We start from the raw sequence: 17,068 nt of genomic DNA, 5'->3' as shown, positions 1-17,068 counted from the left end.
CGGCGGGGATGTACGTGGAGACAAGGGCGTGATCACTGGGGGCTGTGGAACCGGTAGCCGAAGCCCCGGACGGTCTGGATGTAGCGCGGCTGCCGCGGGGGCTCGCCCATCTTGGTCCGCAGTCGTTTGACGCAGGCGTCCACCAGCCGGGCGTCGCCGTGGTAACTGTGCTCCCAGACGGTCTCCAGCAGTTGCTGGCGGGTGAACACCCGGCCGGGGGCGGCGGACAGTGTCAGCAGCAGCCGCAGTTCGGACGGGGCCAGCACGACCGGGGCTCCCTCCCAGGTGACGGTGAGCGCGGCCCGGTCGATGCGCAGTTCGCCGTGTGCCTCGGCCGTGGCGGCACCGCCGTCACAGGACGGCGCTGTCTCGACGCGGCGCAGCACGGCGCGGATCCTTGCCTCCAGCACTCGGGCCTGGACGGGTTTGACCACGTAGTCGTCGGCCCCGGTCTCGAGCCCGAGCACGATGTCCACGTCGTCACCCATGGCCGTCATCATGATGATCGGAAGCGCGCTGTCCGCGCGGATCCGGCGGCACACCTCCAGCCCGGGCATCCCGGGCAGCATCAGGTCGAGCACCACGACGTCCGGTCGGAACGAGCTGAGCTGGACCAGCGCCTCCTCTCCGGTCTCGACCGCGGCGACGTCGTGTCCCTGGCGGCGCAGGGCCAGCCGGGCGCCCTCGCGGACAGCGGGGTCGTCTTCGACAAGCAGGACACGGGACATGGGCCCAGTATCGCCGTTGACCAGCGCCGGGCGGCCGACGGCCACCGGCCGGAGCAACACTGTTACACGATGATCACATGGCCCTGGCTGTTGCGATTCGGTCATATTCCCAGCCGGGTTTCGATCACATGAGCGGACAAGCCTGAACGTCCGTGAGCGCAGCGACGCGACCTCACCTCGCTCCCGGCGGCGCGGTCCCCCGCCGCGCCGCCGGGGCCGTCTCGAGAGCGCCGCACATCGAAACACACGGCAGGGTGAACGCAATGATGAGTAGAGCCAGGGACCGGTGCCGCGGGCTCGCCCGGGCGACCGCGTCCGTATACACGCTCACCGTCTGCGCGCACACCGCCGGCGCCGGCATGCCGGTTTCCGTCACCTTCTGCCCCGCCGTACCTCCAGGACCACGTGCCAGGGCCGAATGGGCAGATGAAGGCCGTCGCCGGGGTGGAGGGCTCCTGGACGACAGGCCTGCAGAGTGTTCATGAACTCGCGAACCATCGGCAACGACCATGCCTACAGGGCCTGTTGCTATGCCGTCCATCTCACCGCCTCGGGCACGTACCTCCGATGCAGCCGGCGTCCCGGCCGTGCGGCCGCTGCCGAGCGCGACCGTCTCCCTGGAACTGACGGCGCCGGGGAGGACTTCGCGGCAAAACGTCTCCGCTGTGCCGTCCGTGAGGAGGTTCTTGCAGCGGTCGGTGACGTTCTGGCGGCCCGCGTACGTATTCGCCTTCGGTTTCCGGTGGGAGGGACTTTCGGCCCCCCGCCCTCACTGCCCCTGTACCCGAGCCAGAGGAACCGCCCGTGACGCAACGCAAGAACTCCACAGTCTCCGCCCCGAGCACCGACTTCGCCGCGTACTCCGCCGCAGCCTGGCCCGGTCTGGTGCGCACGGCGCATCTGCTCACCGGCGACTTCCACGAGGCCGAGGACCTCGTGCGGACCACGCTGGCCAAGGTCTACGCACGCTGGTGGCGCATTCCGCGCAACGACGCCGGCTTCTTCGTACGGCGCTCGCTTGTCGAGAACAGCCTCAGCCGGGTCCGGAAGAAGCGCGTCGCCCGCCTGCTGATGCCGTTCGCGCCCAAGCGGGTGCACCAGCCGAAGGCCGGATCCGCCGAGCGGCGGGCCACGGTCGACGAGGCGCTGGCCGGGCTCTCCGCCCGGCAGCGGACCGTGCTGGTTCTGCGCTACTGGGAGAACTTCACCGAGGCCGAGGTCGCACAGCTGCTCGGCTGCTCGCTGAGAAAGGTCAGGGCCCGTGTCCGGGGCGGCCTCGCGGCCCTGCGCGCCCACCCCGCCTTGGACGTGCACGACCGCGCGCTCCCCACCCCCGGCATCCACGAACTACCCCGCTCCACCCCCGAGATCCACGAACACCCCCTCCCCACCCCCGGAGCCCGCCGATGAACCACTCCAGAACGTCCAACCGCAGGGGCGAGGCGAAGGCACGCGCGGTAAGCGCCCAGGTCGAGCGGTTGCGCGAGGCGCTTGCCGAGACCGCGTACGAGATCACGCCGTCGTCGCCGCCGCTGGCGGCCGTCCAGCTCGCCGGCCGCCGGCGCCGGCTTACGCGCAGGGTGGCCGTGCTCGGCGTCGGGTGCGGGCTGCTCCTCGGGGCGTGGACCGTGACGGGCACGGTCTTCGGCGGCGGCGCGGAAGACGGCGTCACACCCCCGGCGGCGAGCGACGACGGTTCCTCGTCCGCCGGTGTGGTGCGGGTGGTCACGCCCGGTGAACGGGTCACGGTCAAGGACGACACGAAGATCTGGCTGGCCACCGACGGCCTGCACTCGGAGGCTAGGAACGTGCCAGGTGGTCCGCCCATAAAGATCACCGGCAGCACCGACGCGAGCAGGCAACCGCAGATGTGGGGCGACCCTGACGGCACCTGGACGGCGTTCGGGATCTACAAGGGAAAGGGAGAGGCTGCTCGCGTGCGGGTCGAGTCCGCCCGCAGTGGCACCGCGGGCACGATCCTCACCCTCGCGGGCACCCCTGGGTGGGGTGGCTGGTACGCCGTGGTGAAGCCGCCCGCCGGAAGCAAGGCCAAAGCCGCGCTTTCCGAGAACATCCCGCGAAGATTCACGGTGTACGACGCAACGGGCAAAGTGATCGCGAGCCAGGAGATCGGCCAATGAGGGGCCGTATGCTGGGGCGGACCTCCGGCGCCCGTCGTCGCCTCGGCCGGCTCGTCCGGGCCCGTCGTACCCGCGGCCGCCGGCTGCGGCGGGTGCTGGCCGCCTTCGCCGTGCTGGTGCTGCTCCTCGTCGGCACGCTCGTGGTGGCGTACGCGCGGACGAAGATCCCCAAACCGCACCCCGAGACGGCGATGCAGTCCACCGTCTTCGTCGACGAACACGGCCGCTATCTGGGCGTCCGTGGTCCGGTGGACCGCCAGGATGTGCCGCTGTCGCGAGTGCCGCGGCACGTCCAGGACGCGGTGATCGCCGCGGAGAACCGCTCCTTCCGTACGGACAACGGGATCTCGCCCCGTGCCGTCGTGCGCGCGGCGGTGTCCACGCTGAGCGGCGGCGAGCGGGAGGGCGGTTCGACGATCACCCAGCAGTACGTCAAGAACGCGCTGCTCACCCCGGAGCAGTCGTTGTCCCGCAAGTTCCGGGAGGCGCTGATCGCGGTCAAGCTGGACCGCACCCACTCCAAGGACGAGATCCTTCAGGGCTACCTCAACACCGTCTACTTCGGCCGGGGCGCCGCCGGCATCCAGTCGGCCGCGCGGAACTACTTCGGCGTGGACGTGCAGAACCTGACGATCAGCCAGGGCGCAGTGCTGGCATCCATCATCAACATCCCCTCGTACTACGAACACGCGGGCTCCGACCCGAAGGTGACGCGGACGCTGATCCGCCGCTGGAAGTGGGTGCTGGACGCGATGGCGGACAGCGGCGCCATCACGGCGAAGCAGCGTGCACAGGCTCGTTTCCCCGCGTTCCGTTTCTATCCGCCTGGCGACGCGGACGGTCAGCGCCAGTACCTGATCGACGCGGCGGCGCAGGAGGCCGCCGACCGGCTCGGCATCAGCCAGGACGAGCTGGCCCGCGGTGGCTACACCGTGCGCACGACGTTCGACCTCCAGACACAGGACGCGGTCACGGACAAGGTGAGCTTGGGCATGCTGGACGTGCCGAAGGGGACGACACTGCACGCAGCGGTGATCGCCCTAGTGCCCGGCGACGGTGCCGTCCGGGTGCTGTACGGCGGCCCGGACTACGCGCACCAGCCGTTCAACGACGCGCTGTCGGGAGCGGTGGAGGCGGGCACGGCACTCGACCCGTTCAAGTCCGTCAAGCTGAAGGGCCCCCTGGCCACTCTCTCCCAGTCGACGGCTCCGAACCCGCTGCGCCTGGCCTCGGCCTACGCGGCGATAACGGCGCAGGGCAAATACGCGGCGCCATACACCGTCGTGCAGATCACCCGTGCAGGCCGCACCGTCTACACGGCCCACGCGGCCATCCAACAGATGCAGACCGTGACGCCCTCCGCCGAGCCGGGGACCTACCACTTCTCCGGCGGCGCGGGCACAGGTCCCGGCGCCCGCACCCTCTGGACGACGGATTCCACCACCTCCCTGAGCACGACGGTGGCGCTGTTCGCCGAGCATCCCGCCCACGGCAAGCGGAAGGCGACCACGGCCCATCTGCCCACGTCCGCCGGGAACCTCTCCAACAGCCTCTCGGACCAGGTCCTCGGGAGCGGGGGTGATCAACGTGCCGTTCCACGGGCGGTGCCACTGGCGTGATCCACGGGCGGTGATCCCCGGGCACCTCGAACGGTCCCCCCGGTGGCCCGGCGCCCGCCCCGGCCAGAAGCCGGCCCCATGGACGCCCCGCCCCGTGACGGTCTGCCGCCCTTCGAGGACCGGACCGACGTCGAGAACGCCGACCGGGGCTTCGTCGCCGCCCTCGAGCCGCGGGTGGTGACGTACGGGGACGGGCGGGTGGTGCGGGACGAGGGGGCGTACGGGTTCCTGGACGGCGACTGCCAGCTGCGACTGCCGCCACAGGCTCGGGTGCGCGGTGACGGGCCCATGACGGTCGTCGAGGGCCACGAGGGCGTCATCGTCGTCGACCCGCTCATCTCCGCGGAATGCGCGGCGGCCGCCCTCGCCCTATACCGCAGGCACCGGGGGGCGCGGGACTGTCAAACGAGTGGCCCTGTCTCGCATTCGGTGGTGACGGAGCGTGCCGTTATCCGAGAAGGATGCGATGGCGGAGCAGGGTGAAGCCTGCTCGTCCGTGCATCTGGCGCGCGATCCGTTTGGTCTTGGTGTTGACGCCCTCGGTGGGGCCATTGCTGTACGGAAGCGTGAGCCCGGCGATCACGGCGTCGATGTCCCGGTCCAGGCCCGGGTCTATCATGATTTAGGTGTTTTTAGGCCTTTTGGCCTAGTGGTATTTGGTTGGTCCGGTCGGCCTATACCCGTCCGGCGGTGAGGCGGCCGTCGAAGAGCTGGTCGAACTCGTTGAGAGCGGCTTTCCACTTGTTGTTCCAGCGTTTGCGGCCGCGCCCGGAGGGGTCGAGGGCGAGGGTGGCGAGGTAGATCCTCTTGAGCGCTGCCTGTTCGTTGGGGAAATGTCCGCAGGCGGTGGCCTTGGAATCCAGGGGTCGTCGCAACACATGGTCGGTAGGTCAGGCTGCGATCAGTTTATGCAATCGCTCGGCTGGGGTGTCCCAGTCGAGTGTCTTGCGTGGACGCCCGTTGAGTTCGGCGGCGACTGCGTCCAGATGCTCTCGGGAGTGGGCCGCAAGGTCGGTGCCTTTGGGTGCCTCTGAAGCTTCTATGTCCCGTCAACCCCCAATTCGGCCGCGGCGGCGTTGTTGAGATGACGGTAGAGGCGTCGGGCGAGGTAGCGCTTGAGGCAGCGGCGGATCTCGCGGTCTGTCTTGCCTTCGGTCCGCCGTCGGTCAACGTAGGCGCGGGTTTGCGGGTGATGCACCATGCGGACCATCGCGATGACGTTCAGAGCTCGGTTGAGACGCCTGTCGCCGCCGCGATTGAGGCGGTGGCGAGTGGTGTTGCCCGAGGAGGCGGGGATGGGGCTCACTCCGGCGAGGGCGGCGAACGCGGCCTCGTCACGGACCCGTCCCGGGTGGGACCAGGCGACCAGGACGGTGGCAGCGGTGACGGGGCCGATCCCTGTTTCCTCGGGGAGGCTGGCCGCAGGGCTGGCATCGACGAGCTCGCCTATCCGGTTCATGTTGTCCGCGATTTCCGTGTCAAGGGCGAGGATCCTCTTGGCCAGACGGACGGCCTCGGTGCGGGCCGTCGTGGCGGCGAGGTCCTCCTCACGGGGGCGCCAGCGGGCGATTTCGCCGATCTGCCTGGCGCCGAGGGGACGACGGGCGTCTATGCCGAGGTCGGCGATGCGCACCAGGGCAGTCAAGGCGTTCACGGCCCTGGTCCGCTCGCTGGTGAGCTCGTCCCGGGAGGTGAGGAGGATCTGTGCTGCTGCCCGCACCCCCTCGTCCATTCGTGGAGTGCGCAGCTGTTCTTCGGGGAGCGGAAGCACGGCAGCGGCTATCCGCCGGGCGTCGATCGGGTCGGATTTGCCGATGCCGCGGCGGCCGGCGCGGCCCATTCTGGCGGCTTCAACCACCTGGTAGCCGGCGCGTGCCGTCTGGCGGGCGATCTGGGCTCCGTAACTGCCCGCACCCTCGATCACCCACAGAGCACCGAGGTCTCCACCAGTGCGACGTCCAGCCCAGTTGATGGCTCGTGCCCTGCCGGCGTGGGTGTTGGGGAATGCCTCCGTGCCCAGGTGCTCTCCATTGGAGGCGAGCACGGCGTAGGTGTGCGTTTTGGCGTGGGTGTCGACGCCGATGACGAATGAATGCGTGAGGGCGACAATGGTGTTCACGCGATCAGGCTTCCTCTCCGTGAGGCGGTGGTCCCGGTCGCTGCGGACCGGCGCTGTGCCCGGGAGAGGTCACTTCGAGGCAGAACTGTGACGGGCCACGACCCTTTGGGGCCGGGCAGGCTTCTTATCAGGCCACCGAGGTGGGCCGGGTCGGCGCCGGCCGCCCGCCACAGTCGGACAGTTCATAGGCAAGGCACCCGTGGGGGCCACTTTTGTCACGAGTCACGACTAAGACGAGGCGACCGACGTCAACCCTGCCAGCCGATCCCGGATCAGCCCGATGAAGACTCACAGTTTGTCAAGGTGTCTGGTGCGGTGGCGTAGGCTCGGTTTCGGCGGGTCCGGGAAGTGACTTGTCCGAAGAGTCGGCCGTCGGGGTTGGGCCGACCGCGCTGGATGCTGTAGTCGCCCCCGGTTGTCCTCCTGGGCTCGTCGTTCGGGTGCGGCGGCGTTCGTCGCCGACCATCGTGCGCCAGACGTGATCAGCCAAGCGGCGCTTCAGGCAGCGCTGCGCTTCCCTGGGTGTCTTGCCTTCTGCGATTTTGGCCTGGAAGTAGGCGTGGCCCCGGGTGCCGGGCATGCGGATCTGCGTGATGGCCACGGTGTGGAGTGCCGCGTTGAGCTGGCGGTCGCCGCGCCTGGACAGGCGGTGGTGTGCGCGGCCGGCGCTGGCTATCTCGATGGGGGCGGTTCCGGCGTACTGGGCGAAGGCGCAGGCAGTTGGGAAGCGGGTGGGGTTTCCGGTCCGGCCCAGGAGGCGGGCGGCGGTTACGGCTGCGATGCCAGGGGTGTCGGTCAGCCGGCTTCCGGACTCTGCGACCAGTGAGGCCATGGCTTTGGCGTTGTCCTTCAGCTTCACGTCCCATGCGCGGACCTCGGTGATCAGGTCGGCGGCGAGGGCATGGCGGGTGGTTTCGGCGGGGCCGACGGGGACGACCGTCTCCAGCAGCTGCTCGGCTTTGGCCGCAGACAGATCGCGTGGCGCCCCTCCGGGCAGGAGGGCTCGCAGCAGCGCGTGGAGCTGGTTGACCGCGCGGACTCTGGCCTGGGCGAGGTTGCTGCGTCGTTCGTCCAGCAGAGCCAGTGCGTCCGTTGAGGTCTCGGGCTGCACCGGTCGCGCGTCGCCCTGGACAGCGGCGACGCAGGCCGCCGCCGCGGCATCGATGCGGTCGTTCTTGCGGCCTGCGCCGCGGGAGAGCTGGCGGACACGTGCGGTGGCACTGGGCTGGACGTCGACGACCTGTTCTCCCCGGGCGAGCAGCCATGACGTCAGGTGGTGTCCCAGGCTCCGGGCGTTCTCGACGGCCCATCGCCGCTGGGGCCACTGGCGGGCCCGGTCCAGCATGCGCTGGTATTCCTGGAGAGTCCCGTCGATACGGATCGATGCCTGATCACGGTTGGTTCCGGGATCGACGGCGGTGGCTGTGTGGGTCGACTTGTGCGGATCGATGCCGATCAGCATCATCGGCGGTCCTCTTTCTCGGACGTCGGGTCGGTGAAATCCGCAGCTGACATCCCGACTTCGAGAAACGTGGGGTGGCCGGTGCTCATGCCTCTGTTGAGTCAAGCCGCGAACGGATACCGGGCAGGTCGACACACCCAAAGAGAGCCAGCCCTTGCGGGCGGCAGGAAGTACTCGAGTCAGCCTGCCCGGCGTCCTGCGGCACGTTACGGGCGGCCAACCCGATCACGAACACCGCTACCCCCATTACAAGTCGGGAAGTACTGCCGCAGCAGGCCGTTGGTGTTCTCGTTCGAGCCGCGCTGCCAAGGGCTGGCGGGATCGCAGAAATAGACTGGGATGTCGGTGGTCGTGGTGCATGAGCCGTGTGCGGCCAGCTCGCTGCCCTGGTCCCAGGTCAGTGAGCGCGTTAGGTGAGCGGGCAGTGTCTGGACGGTATTCACGAGAGCATCGCGGACCAGTTCCGCGCTGCGGCCGTCGGGCAGATGGACGAGCATCACATAGCGGGTGGTGCGTTCGACCAGCGTGCCGATCGCTGACGCTCCGTCCTTGCCGATGATCAGGTCTCCCTCCCAGTGGCCGGGAACGGCCCGGTCCTCAGCTTCGGCCGGGCGTTCGCTGATCATGACCATAGGGTCGGTGAACCGCGGGGTGCGCTGCTGGGCTTGACGGCGCGGCTTGCGGCGGACCCGACCAGTGCGCAGGGCTCGGTGGATCTCACGGCGCAGCTCACCACGGCTCTGGACGTAGAGGGCCTGGTAGACCGTCTCGGGGACCACGTGCAGCTCCGGCCGCTCGGGGAAGGCGCTGGGAAGAGCCTGGCAGATCTGCTCGGGACTCCACCGCCGGTCGAGTCGTTCTTGGATGAACTGCCGTAGTTCACCGTGTTGTTCGATCTTTGCGGGCTTCGGTCGCGGACGGCGAGCCTCGGCGCGGGCCTGGGCGGCATGGGGCCGGTAGACGCCGCTGTCGGGATGCCGATTGCGGCGAATCTCCCGACTGATCGTGGCCGGGCTCCGCCCGAGTTCGGCGGCGATCGCCCGGACCGCCGCCTTCTCCCGTATCCGGTCAGCGATGTAGATGCGTTCGTCCACGCTCAGATACCGAGATGATGCCGGCGGCACCGCCGGAGGAACCGGATGGGCCACCCCTCTCCGACCGGACGGTACGTATCCGTTACGCCAGCGCCTGCCGCTTCTCGGGTCGATCCCGACGATCCGGCAAGCCTCGTTGTTACTGAAGCCCTGCTGCATGAGCTGGAAGTATGCCGCCCGTTCCGCGGTGAGCCTCTTCGCCCCCTGAGGCTTCCGGTTCTCCCGGATCTTGAATTCCATTGCACCCCTTGAGCTGGGGTGTTGCAACGATCACTGGAACTCAAGGGCCGCGCGGCGATAGCGGGCGTTGAGGGACTCGATGCTGTTGGTCGTGTATACGACCTCACGGATCACGTCGGGGAAGGCGAGGAAGGGCACGAACTCGCTCCAGGCCCGCTCCCAGACCGCGGCGACGGATCCGTACTTGTGGCCCCATTTGGCGTCGAACTCCGCGAGGCGCTCCTTGGCCTGGGCCTCGTTGACGGCGGTGTAGACGGGCTTGAGGTCGGCGGCGACCTCGGGCCAGTCCCGCCGTGAGCAGTAGCGCAGACTCTGGCGGATCAGGTGAACGACGCATCGCTGCACGACGGTCTGCGGCCACACGTTGCCCACCGCGTCGGGCAGCGCACTCAGTCCGTCGCAGACCAGCATGAGGACGCCCTTCACGCCGCGGTTGCGCAGGTCGGTGAGGACCTGCTGCCAGTACTTGGCACCCTCGCCGCCGTCGCCGGCCCACAGGCCGAGGATCTCGCGGTAGCCGTCGGCGGTGACCGCGATCGCCACATAGATCGGCCGGTTGGCCACCTGCCCATCCCGGTCTTGGTTCTCTCGACGATCTTGTGATCCGGACGGCTGAGTACATTGCTCCGCCTGTTCGCGATCATGCATCGCGTGCTCCCATGATGTGCTCCTGGAGCTTTTTCCGTACCTGTCCGCGTTGCTGATCGAGGAGGTCGAGCGGCGGCCGGACCAGGTAGTGCTGAGAACGCAGGTGCGGGCGACGACTGGCTCCTGTCGGTGCGGTCAGAGCTCGGCCCGAGTGCACGGTCAGTACATACGCAGGCTGCATGATGTTGCCGTGGGCGGGCTCGGTGTCGTGATCGAGTTATGCGTCCGCCGCTTCCGCTGCGAGAACCCTGCCTGCACGGCGGTGACGTTCGCCGAACAGGTCTCGGGGCTGACCACCCCGCACAGTCGGCATACCCCGCTGCTGCGCGAGGTGTTGACGCAGATCGGGCTGGCCCTGGCCGGCCGGGCAGGAGCCCGACTGACGTCCGCGGTCGGCCTCACCATAGGTAGGGACACGCTGTTGCGGCTGGTCAGGTCCCTTGATCAGCTTGCCGCCGTCGAAGCCGCGGCTGTCGGCGCCGACAACGGCGTCCGCCTTGACGGACTGCGAGTCGATCACCCCGGCCGTCGTCGGCAACCTGGTTCAGCAGAACACGGCGCAGGAAGGTCGGCAGAACAACAGCTGCGGCAACCCCAACCACCTGACGCTCACCGCCACCGGCAGCAGGAACCAGGTCGAGTGCGTGGCCGTCGACCGGCCCACCAGCACCAAGACCGTCGACCATTAGGGACGTCACACCCCGATGCGACCGATGATCTTGAGGGCGACGGTGGCCATCACCCGGCGCGGGTCGAAGCCTAGGCTGGCCGCGGCGATCAGAGCGGTGAAGGCGACGTCGCCCAACTCGTCGGCGACGTCCTCGGAGGTGTGGGTGATGCCCTTACGTGGGTTCTGGCCCGTGGCACCAACCCACGCCGCGGACGCTTCGCCGTACTCTTCGGCGATCTTGAGCAGGCGCATGGTCAGCTCCGCCTGCGAGGTGCCGTTCGCCTCGTCGAGCCAGCGCCTGGCCCGGTCGATGGCGTTCCAGATCAACGCCTCGCCGATGACAACGGGTTGGTTGGACCGAGCCGGGTCCAGCATGGAGCCGGTCATTGGTTCTCCCATTCTCGAGAGGGCCGCGGGCGTTCACGGTGCGACGGGTGGCAGCGGGGGGAACGGGCCGTACATGCCGGCTCGCATGGACGCTCGTGCCGTCAGCTCGTGGGGGAACCCGAGCGGAACGGCGGACTCCTCGTCGAGCTGATCGAGCACCTCGTCCGGCACCACGGCCGAGGCGGCACCGAGACCCTCGATCAGCTGGTCGGCGGTCCGCGCGCCGAGCACGGGAATGACCGACGGGTGCCGGTGCAGGATCCACGCGAGCGCGAGCTGCGTGGGCGCGACCCCGGACTTGTCGGCGAGGGTCAGGAGTCCGCGCACCACTCGTTCGACGCGGGGGTCCGCCCCGGCAGAGCGGCGGGTGTCCGGCTTAGTCCCGGGCCGATGGTGCTTCCCGGTCAGCAGGCCGCCGGCGAGCGGCTTCGAGCCGACGACGGCGACACCGGCGCTGTCGGCGAATGGGAGGAGTTCCCGGTCGCTCGTGCGTTCGGCGAGGCTGTACTCCAACTGGACCGCGGAGAGCGGCGCCCACCCCCGCAACCGGGCCAGGGTCTCGGCCTGGGCACACACCCAGGCCGGGGTGTCCGACAGGCCCCAGTACAGGACCTTGCCGGCCTGGACGAGGTCGTCGAGGGCGCGAACGGTCTGGTCCAGGCGGTTCTCGAAGAACCAGGTGTGTACCCACAGCAGGTCGACATAGTCGGTCCGCAGCCGGCGCAGGCTGCCGTCGAGGGAGAGTTTCAGGTTCCGGCGATGGTTGCCCAGCGAGTTCGCATCCCGCGCGTCCGCGTGCATGGCGAACTTCGTGGCCAGGACGAACTCCGTACGGCGGCCGGCGACCGCGGTCCCGATGATGGACTCGGACTGTCCCTCGGTGTAGGTCGCGGCGGTGTCGATGAAGTTGCCCCCGGCGTCCCGGAACACGTCCACCATGCGCCGGGACTCGGCCTCGTCGGCGCCGAACCCCCAGCGGGTGCCCAGCGTGACGCCGCCCAGGCAGAACTCGGACACCCGAAGGCCCGTGGTGCCCAGCGGTCGCAGCCGCATCTAACGGTCCTGCTCGACAGTGGCCTTGGCCATCGGCAGGGCGGTCAGAGCCGTGTGCCGTTGCCGGGCCGGCTGGTCGAATTCCGGTTGCAGGCTGTGGTTGCAGCTGATGCACCGCTGGAGTCCGTCGAGCCGGGCCTGGCCCAGCGCCCGCCGGATCTCGTTCATCCTGTCGCCCGCCCACAGTTCCATGAACGGGGTCTCGACGACGTTGCCGATCAGATAGGCGGCCTCCGAGGCCGGCCGGACGTCGTACATCTGCACGCACATCTTGAGGTTGCCCCAGACATCGACCGCGGCGGCAAAGCTGGGCAGGAAGCACGGCGTGTGCCGGATGAACGGCGCCGCAATCTTGATGTTCCCGGCCCGGCTGTTGAACTGTTCAACCTTGGGCACGAAGATCCGGAAGTGGGTCTCGCCGATCTGGAAGGTGGCGTTGTGGCCCCGCACGTTGTCGTGCGTCTCGGCCGACACGGTGGGGAAACACTCGGCCAGGAAGGCAGCCGCCGCGGCCGGCCCGGGCAACGGATTCCGGTCCCGTTCGTTCGCGTAGAGCGATATGCGCACGCTGTGTACGCCGAGTTCCACCAGCCGCGCGAATTCTCCGTTACGCCGGTAGTCGCCGTTGGTGTAGACCGCCAGCCGGGCCTCCGGTATCGCGTCCTGCGCACTCTCGATGAGCGAATATATCCGCGGATTGGCGAGCGGCTCGTTGTAGTTGTGGAAACCGAAGAAGCCGCTGTATCCGTTTCGGCTCAGATCGCCGAGCAGCGCGTTCCACACCGTGTCCGCGATGGGTGTCCGCTCATGGCCCCGACTTGAATAGCCATTAGGACACCACGTGCAAACCCGGTTACAGTACGTGTCGGTCTCTACTTCGATCCAACCAGGCTGCTTGCTCTGGTCCAGCATTGGTGACCTCACAATGTCTGCGATAGGGGGCAAGTCTCCCGGCCGCCGTCACCGGTGTCGATGCGCACCGTGCGCTGTGGGCGACCTCGACCGGCCACTGCGGTGTTCGTCCGCGGATCCAGTCCGATCGGTGGGCAGCTCAGAGGCATCTCCTCGGTCGATAACGCTTTGATGTACGCATGGCCGTCGTCGACGAGTCAACGGCTGGGGCAACGTCTTTCGGTGCGTATCTCGGCCGGGTCACTGAAATACCGACCGAGATAAACAGAGGCCTTCGGTGCCGACGAGAACACCTTCTGCTTTTCTGTGAGCTGCATCGTCGCCGTCGAAGGGATGTCGTGGTGACCGTACTCGCCAGCTATCGGTCAGGACGCGGGGGCACGAACGAAACGAGCGATGGCCGTTGCGCGTTCTGCACCAATGATTTCTCGGATGAGCAGCGGCTGGGCCGCGCCGGCGATCTCAACATCATCTCGCCGTTGGGCCAGGTGGTGCCCTCGAGTCTGGTCGCATTCCAATTCCCCCGGTCGGGGGTGGCCGATCCGTGTTTCTCGGTCGCCGCCGACGGCTGGGCACGGGACGTCGAGGAGTTCGAGCGGATCGCCGACACGTTCACCCGGTGGCGCGGAGGCCGGGCGACCGTCTTCTACGAGCAGGGCCGGGCAGGCGGCGGTCAACTGCTGGGCCGCAGCGGCTTCTGGCATCACGCCCACTACTGTTCGTGGCCCGGGGAGATCGACGTGGAGCGGCTCGTACGGACGATGGATCCCGCCGTCGTGGTCACCCAGCTCGACGATCTGTCCGACCTGGGCCGGGCAGCCGCCGGCCGGCCGTACGTCGTGACCCGTAAGTTCCTGGACGGCCGCTGCGTGGATTCCCGGCTGATCCTGCCCGGCAGCGAATCGTCCTGGACCGCCTTGGAGGACTCCCACCTGAAGTTCTCGCTCGCCGAGCAGCTGGGCGAGGGCGACTTCCGGGACTGGCAGACCCGTTCGCCGGAACGGACCAGCCAGACCGCCCACGACTTCCGTGCGTTCACGTCGAGCACCCACGAAAGGCGGATGGCATGACCCAGCTGGCCGAGGTCCAGAATCTGACGGTGCCCCGTTCCCCGGCCCCGGTCGACGACCCGGCCCTGACGTCGCTGATCGGCCGGCTGGCTCGCGGACCCGAAGTGAATGTCGGCGCGCGGGCACCGCTGCTGCGGCTGTTGCAGTCCACCGCGGCCTCGAACGCCGGCCACATGTTTCTCGAGGACTGCTGCCGCGACTTCCCGGGGGACGCGGCGGCGATCCGGACCGTCTGGAACACCGGTCTGCTGGCCGCGTTCCTCGCCGAGGCCGCCGAGCCCGGCCTCATCGACTTCGATCAGCGGCTGGGCCTGCTGCGGGTGCCGGGCGACGCCCTGCGGGAGGCGTTGCGGCAGACCGACTGGGCCACCGTCGAAGGCGAACTGCCCCACCTGAACCTGACCCAGGACATCCGGTACGACGTGGCGCTCTCCTTCGCCACCGAGGAACGCCCTTATGTCGAGCCCCTGTTCGAGGCCCTGGTCCGGCTGGGCTATGCGGTCTTCTACGACTTCAACGAGCAGGACCGCCTGTTGGGCGTGAACATCGATGAATTCCTCGAGGACGTCTTCGTCCGGCAGAGTCGTTTCGTGGCGGTCGTGCTGTCGAACGCGTTCGGGCTGCGCCGGTCGCATTGCTTCGAGGCCGAAATCCTGCAGGGCAAGGTACCGCGCCAGCGCCTCCTGCCGATCTATGAGACCGCACACTCGTGCAGCCCGTTCGACAGCCTGTTCCATCATGGCTACCTATGGCTGAATTCGACGGAGGACCTCGCGACGCAGGCTGGCAAGCACGCCGAGATCATCTCGAAGAAGATCGCTCACGCGGTCCTGGACGCCCGCCACGGCCAGCGGTGATGGCCGGCGGCGCGTTCGCACCACTGTCCGCGCTGCCCGAGTTCGCGCTCCTCACCGAGCCCGGCGTCAGCGTCAGTCCCGAGGTTACCGGCGCCGCCCACGCCGTGCGACGGGCCGAGGCGCGGCGTACGGCGCTCTCCGACGCCTGTTTGCTCGAAGCCTGGCGGGGACGCCGGCGGCGGCTCGCCCACCTCGCCCCGGCGGACTTCCTCGAACTGCACCACCTGGTGCGGGCGGTGCTTCCGGACCGCGCAGCGCTGCGGACAGCACGCTATTTCGTCGCCGTGCACGACGCCGGCAAGAACCCGCGTCTGGCCCGCGCGGTGTCGGCCGGGCCGGGCGCGGACCACGACGCGGTGCTGGCCACGATCCTCGGCGACGAGCGGTACGAGGCGGCCCGGCGGGCACTGCTGCCGACGTTCGACGGGCTCGCGCCCGAGGGCCGGCGCCTGATCCGCGAGGCCTGCCGGTGGCAGCTGGGCTACACCAAGCTGCTCCAGGGCGAGGTGCCCGCCGGGCATTTCGTCGCCATCGAGCAGCATCTCGGCCCGGCCGCCCGTGATCTCGACATCGTCAAGTCGATCGTGGACGTCGCCGGGGCCGGTGGCCACAACGACGAGTCGGTCTCGACCACGCTCACCTCGGCTGCCTGGGCTCGGATGCGCGCCCTCAACCGGACCCTGCGTGACCGCGGGGCCGGCGACCCCGCCGACCGGTTCACCGCCTATCTGGACGGCGAGATCGCGCGGCTGACCGCGGCCGACCGCACGTCTGTTCCGGACGACACCGCCGAGCGCCGGGCGCTCGCGCGGCTCGCTCTGCACCTGCGGATCCTGGACGGACCGTCGTTCGCGCGGCTGGCGGCCGAGTTCCGCGCGCAACCCCGCGCGGTGCGCGTGATCCTGATCGAGGAACTGGCCCGGGACGGGATCGCCGGTCGCGCCACGCTGCCTGCCTACGGGCCCGCGCTGCTGCGGCGGCTCTGCGCGATCCGCTCGGTCGACTTCGCCCTCACCTTCTTCGCCCACGTGCTCCAGGAAGCGCGCATCGCCAGTGCCGGCATGGACGGCATCGTCGTCGCCGATCTCGAGTCGCTGGTCCGTGCGGATCCACCACACCTGGGCGAGGTACGGTTCGACCTCCATGGCGAGATGTTACGGCCACGGCCGCTCATCCCCCCGGCCGAGCGCCGGTTTCCCCCGGCCGGCACGGTTTTCCCGCTGGCCGGTCGCACCGGCATCGTGGTCGGCATGGGCGGCGGATCCGACGGCGTGCAGGCGGCGATGCTGCGGCTGATCCTCAAGGGCCGGTTCAAGTTGCGCGACGCCGTGGTGGTTTCGGTGCGCCGTGCCGAGAACCGGGTCCGCGACGCGTCCCGGTGCGTCGGCACGGCCACTGTCGAGGTGGGCACCGGCACACGGCCCGTCGGGTCCTGGCGGTTCCTTGAGGACGTGCCCCTCCAGAGCCCCGATCCGGCCCGGATGTTCCTACTGAACTCCCTCGATCCGGCGACGATCCGCGACGATCTGACGACGATCGCGGCGGAGGTCGGCGCTACCGTGATCATCGGCGTCGACACCGGCGGCGACTCGCTCTACCGGGACACCGCCGGCGTCGACCCGGTCGATGCCAGCCCCAGCCAGGACCACCGGGTTCTCGCCGCGCTCGCGGCACTGTCCGACGCCCGGCCCGGGTGGACGGTGCTGTCCGCCATCGTCGCGCCCGGCGTCGACAGCCCGGCGGACGCCGCCGCGGTCCTGACCGACGCCGGCGCGCGCCTCGTCGAGCTGCGCGAGCCCGACGCGCGGGCCGTACGGAAGCAGTATGCCGCCTGGCGGATGGACGGCTCGGACGCCCGGCGGTTCGGTAAGACGCCGCTCGCCTGGCTCGCCGCCCTCGACGGCCGGACCGGCCTGCACTGCCTGGACATTCCGGCCGCGTACGTACTCGCCGAGGAGAACCCGTGGCGGTGTTTCCTCGACGTCCGGCCGGCCATGCGGCACATCCTGGTGATGGAGGCGCGCCGGCACGCAGTGGCGGTCCGCCTCGCCTGGTAGGACTCCCGGGC

15 protein-coding genes and 6 pseudogenes are annotated in these 17,068 nt (G+C 69.1%); 9 read left to right on the top strand and 12 right to left on the bottom strand.

What is annotated here, in order from left to right; all coding sequences use genetic code 11:
- Positions 1–32: 32 nt before the first annotated feature.
- Entirely contained in the window at positions 33–728 is a 696-nt protein-coding gene (locus EDD90_RS10435; protein ID WP_123972771.1) for a response regulator transcription factor, read from the bottom strand.
- Between the two features lie 804 nt (positions 729–1,532).
- Between EDD90_RS10435 and EDD90_RS10430 the strand changes: the two genes are divergently transcribed.
- The 4 genes from EDD90_RS10430 to EDD90_RS10415 all read left to right on the top strand — a co-directional run bounded on the left by EDD90_RS10430 (position 1,533) and on the right by EDD90_RS10415 (position 4,971).
- Positions 1,533–2,138 (top strand): SigE family RNA polymerase sigma factor, encoded by a 606-nt coding sequence (locus tag EDD90_RS10430; protein ID WP_123972770.1) that lies wholly within the window; start codon positions 1,533–1,535, stop codon positions 2,136–2,138.
- The gene (locus tag EDD90_RS10425) at positions 2,135–2,869 is read left to right on the top strand and encodes a hypothetical protein (protein WP_123972769.1); all 735 of its coding nucleotides are present in this window, start codon (positions 2,135–2,137) and stop codon (positions 2,867–2,869) included. Before EDD90_RS10430 ends, EDD90_RS10425 begins: the two co-directional genes overlap by 4 nt.
- A gap of 8 nt (positions 2,870–2,877) precedes the next feature.
- Complete coding sequence (locus EDD90_RS10420; protein ID WP_123972768.1) at positions 2,878–4,488, top strand: transglycosylase domain-containing protein; 1,611 nt, start codon at positions 2,878–2,880, stop codon at positions 4,486–4,488.
- Between the two features lie 78 nt (positions 4,489–4,566).
- Positions 4,567–4,971, top strand: a complete 405-nt coding sequence (locus EDD90_RS10415) for an MBL fold metallo-hydrolase (protein ID WP_185149024.1) — start codon at positions 4,567–4,569, stop codon at positions 4,969–4,971.
- On the opposite strand, the pseudogene EDD90_RS10410 reads toward EDD90_RS10415, so the two are convergent.
- The 7 genes and pseudogenes from EDD90_RS10410 to EDD90_RS10380 all read right to left on the bottom strand — a co-directional run.
- Positions 4,937–5,095: pseudogene (locus EDD90_RS10410) on the bottom strand (transposase); the annotation flags it as partial. The gene EDD90_RS10415 and the pseudogene EDD90_RS10410 overlap by 35 nt on opposite strands.
- A gap of 67 nt (positions 5,096–5,162) precedes the next feature.
- On the bottom strand, positions 5,163–5,363 hold the full coding sequence (locus tag EDD90_RS10405; protein ID WP_123972767.1) for a hypothetical protein: 201 nt from the start codon (positions 5,361–5,363) through the stop codon (positions 5,163–5,165).
- Between the two features lie 15 nt (positions 5,364–5,378).
- Positions 5,379–5,513, bottom strand: a pseudogene (locus tag EDD90_RS10400) (IS30 family transposase); the annotation flags it as partial.
- Positions 5,514–5,527: 14 nt separating this feature from the next.
- A complete protein-coding gene (locus tag EDD90_RS10395) occupies positions 5,528–6,607 on the bottom strand; it encodes an IS110 family transposase (protein WP_123972766.1) in 1,080 nt (359 codons plus the stop codon).
- 298 nt (positions 6,608–6,905) lie between these two features.
- A complete protein-coding gene (locus EDD90_RS10390; RefSeq protein WP_123972765.1) occupies positions 6,906–8,072 on the bottom strand; it encodes an IS110 family transposase in 1,167 nt (388 codons plus the stop codon).
- Positions 8,073–8,323: 251 nt separating this feature from the next.
- A pseudogene (locus EDD90_RS10385) lies at positions 8,324–9,403 on the bottom strand (IS30 family transposase); the annotation flags it as partial.
- A gap of 48 nt (positions 9,404–9,451) precedes the next feature.
- A pseudogene (locus tag EDD90_RS10380) lies at positions 9,452–9,979 on the bottom strand (IS256 family transposase); the annotation flags it as partial.
- A gap of 88 nt (positions 9,980–10,067) precedes the next feature.
- Between EDD90_RS10380 and EDD90_RS58960 the strand changes: the two are divergent.
- Positions 10,068–10,286: pseudogene (locus EDD90_RS58960) on the top strand (ISL3 family transposase); the annotation flags it as partial.
- Positions 10,287–10,487: 201 nt separating this feature from the next.
- Here EDD90_RS58960 and EDD90_RS58955 read toward each other — a convergent pair.
- Positions 10,488–10,577, bottom strand: a pseudogene (locus tag EDD90_RS58955) (IS5/IS1182 family transposase); the annotation flags it as partial.
- Between EDD90_RS58955 and EDD90_RS57110 the strand changes: the two are divergent.
- Complete coding sequence (locus EDD90_RS57110; RefSeq protein WP_260327785.1) at positions 10,549–10,740, top strand: hypothetical protein; 192 nt, start codon at positions 10,549–10,551, stop codon at positions 10,738–10,740. The pseudogene EDD90_RS58955 and the gene EDD90_RS57110 sit on opposite strands and share 29 nt — an antisense overlap.
- Before the next feature lie 5 nt (positions 10,741–10,745).
- Here the strand turns inward: EDD90_RS57110 and EDD90_RS10370 are convergent, their stop codons facing one another.
- Genes EDD90_RS10370 through EDD90_RS10360 form a run of 3 tightly spaced genes read right to left on the bottom strand, consistent with a single transcriptional unit; the run spans position 10,746 to position 13,073 of the window.
- Entirely contained in the window at positions 10,746–11,108 is a 363-nt protein-coding gene (locus EDD90_RS10370; RefSeq protein WP_260327784.1) for a MazG-like family protein, read from the bottom strand.
- A 33-nt stretch (positions 11,109–11,141) separates the two neighbouring features.
- Positions 11,142–12,161, bottom strand: a complete 1,020-nt coding sequence (locus EDD90_RS10365) for an aldo/keto reductase (protein WP_123972763.1) — start codon at positions 12,159–12,161, stop codon at positions 11,142–11,144.
- Positions 12,162–13,073: a radical SAM/SPASM domain-containing protein gene (locus EDD90_RS10360; protein WP_123972762.1), complete on the bottom strand. Its 912-nt coding sequence runs from the start codon at positions 13,071–13,073 to the stop codon at positions 12,162–12,164.
- 533 nt (positions 13,074–13,606) lie between these two features.
- Between EDD90_RS10360 and EDD90_RS10355 the strand changes: the two genes are divergently transcribed.
- Genes EDD90_RS10355 through EDD90_RS10345 form a run of 3 tightly spaced genes read left to right on the top strand, consistent with a single transcriptional unit; the run spans position 13,607 to position 17,057 of the window.
- Complete coding sequence (locus EDD90_RS10355) at positions 13,607–14,143, top strand: hypothetical protein (RefSeq protein ID WP_123972761.1); 537 nt, start codon at positions 13,607–13,609, stop codon at positions 14,141–14,143.
- Complete coding sequence (locus tag EDD90_RS10350; protein ID WP_123972760.1) at positions 14,140–15,000, top strand: toll/interleukin-1 receptor domain-containing protein; 861 nt, start codon at positions 14,140–14,142, stop codon at positions 14,998–15,000. The genes EDD90_RS10355 and EDD90_RS10350 overlap by 4 nt, the downstream gene beginning before the upstream one ends.
- On the top strand, positions 15,000–17,057 hold the full coding sequence (locus EDD90_RS10345; protein ID WP_123972759.1) for a DUF1152 domain-containing protein: 2,058 nt from the start codon (positions 15,000–15,002) through the stop codon (positions 17,055–17,057). The genes EDD90_RS10350 and EDD90_RS10345 overlap by 1 nt, the downstream gene beginning before the upstream one ends.
- Positions 17,058–17,068: the final 11 nt, after the last annotated feature.

Origin of the sequence: Streptomyces sp. Ag109_O5-1, assembly GCF_003814875.1 — a bacterium.
GTDB classification, from domain to species: Bacteria; Actinomycetota; Actinomycetes; order Streptomycetales; family Streptomycetaceae; genus Streptomyces; species Streptomyces sasae.
The sequence above is the reverse complement of the archived record's forward strand: the minus strand, read 5'-3'. Positions and strand labels throughout refer to the sequence as shown.

Bases quoted from the DNA above. Each gene is read 5' to 3' on its own strand.
- EDD90_RS10425 (WP_123972769.1), top strand. From the start codon at position 2,135: ATGAACCACTCCAGAACGTCCAACCGCAGGGGCGAGGCGAAGGCACGC.
- EDD90_RS10415 (WP_185149024.1), top strand. From the start codon at position 4,567: ATGGACGCCCCGCCCCGTGACGGTCTGCCGCCCTTCGAGGACCGGACC.
- EDD90_RS10350 (WP_123972760.1), top strand. From the start codon at position 14,140: ATGACCCAGCTGGCCGAGGTCCAGAATCTGACGGTGCCCCGTTCCCCG.
- EDD90_RS10390 (WP_123972765.1), bottom strand. From the start codon at position 8,072: ATGATGCTGATCGGCATCGATCCGCACAAGTCGACCCACACAGCCACC.
- EDD90_RS10370 (WP_260327784.1), bottom strand. From the start codon at position 11,108: ATGACCGGCTCCATGCTGGACCCGGCTCGGTCCAACCAACCCGTTGTC.
- EDD90_RS10360 (WP_123972762.1), bottom strand. From the start codon at position 13,073: ATGCTGGACCAGAGCAAGCAGCCTGGTTGGATCGAAGTAGAGACCGAC.
- EDD90_RS10345 (WP_123972759.1), top strand. From the start codon at position 15,000: ATGGCCGGCGGCGCGTTCGCACCACTGTCCGCGCTGCCCGAGTTCGCG.
- EDD90_RS10365 (WP_123972763.1), bottom strand. From the start codon at position 12,161: ATGCGGCTGCGACCGCTGGGCACCACGGGCCTTCGGGTGTCCGAGTTC.
- EDD90_RS10420 (WP_123972768.1), top strand. From the start codon at position 2,878: ATGCTGGGGCGGACCTCCGGCGCCCGTCGTCGCCTCGGCCGGCTCGTC.
- EDD90_RS10435 (WP_123972771.1), bottom strand. From the start codon at position 728: ATGTCCCGTGTCCTGCTTGTCGAAGACGACCCCGCTGTCCGCGAGGGC.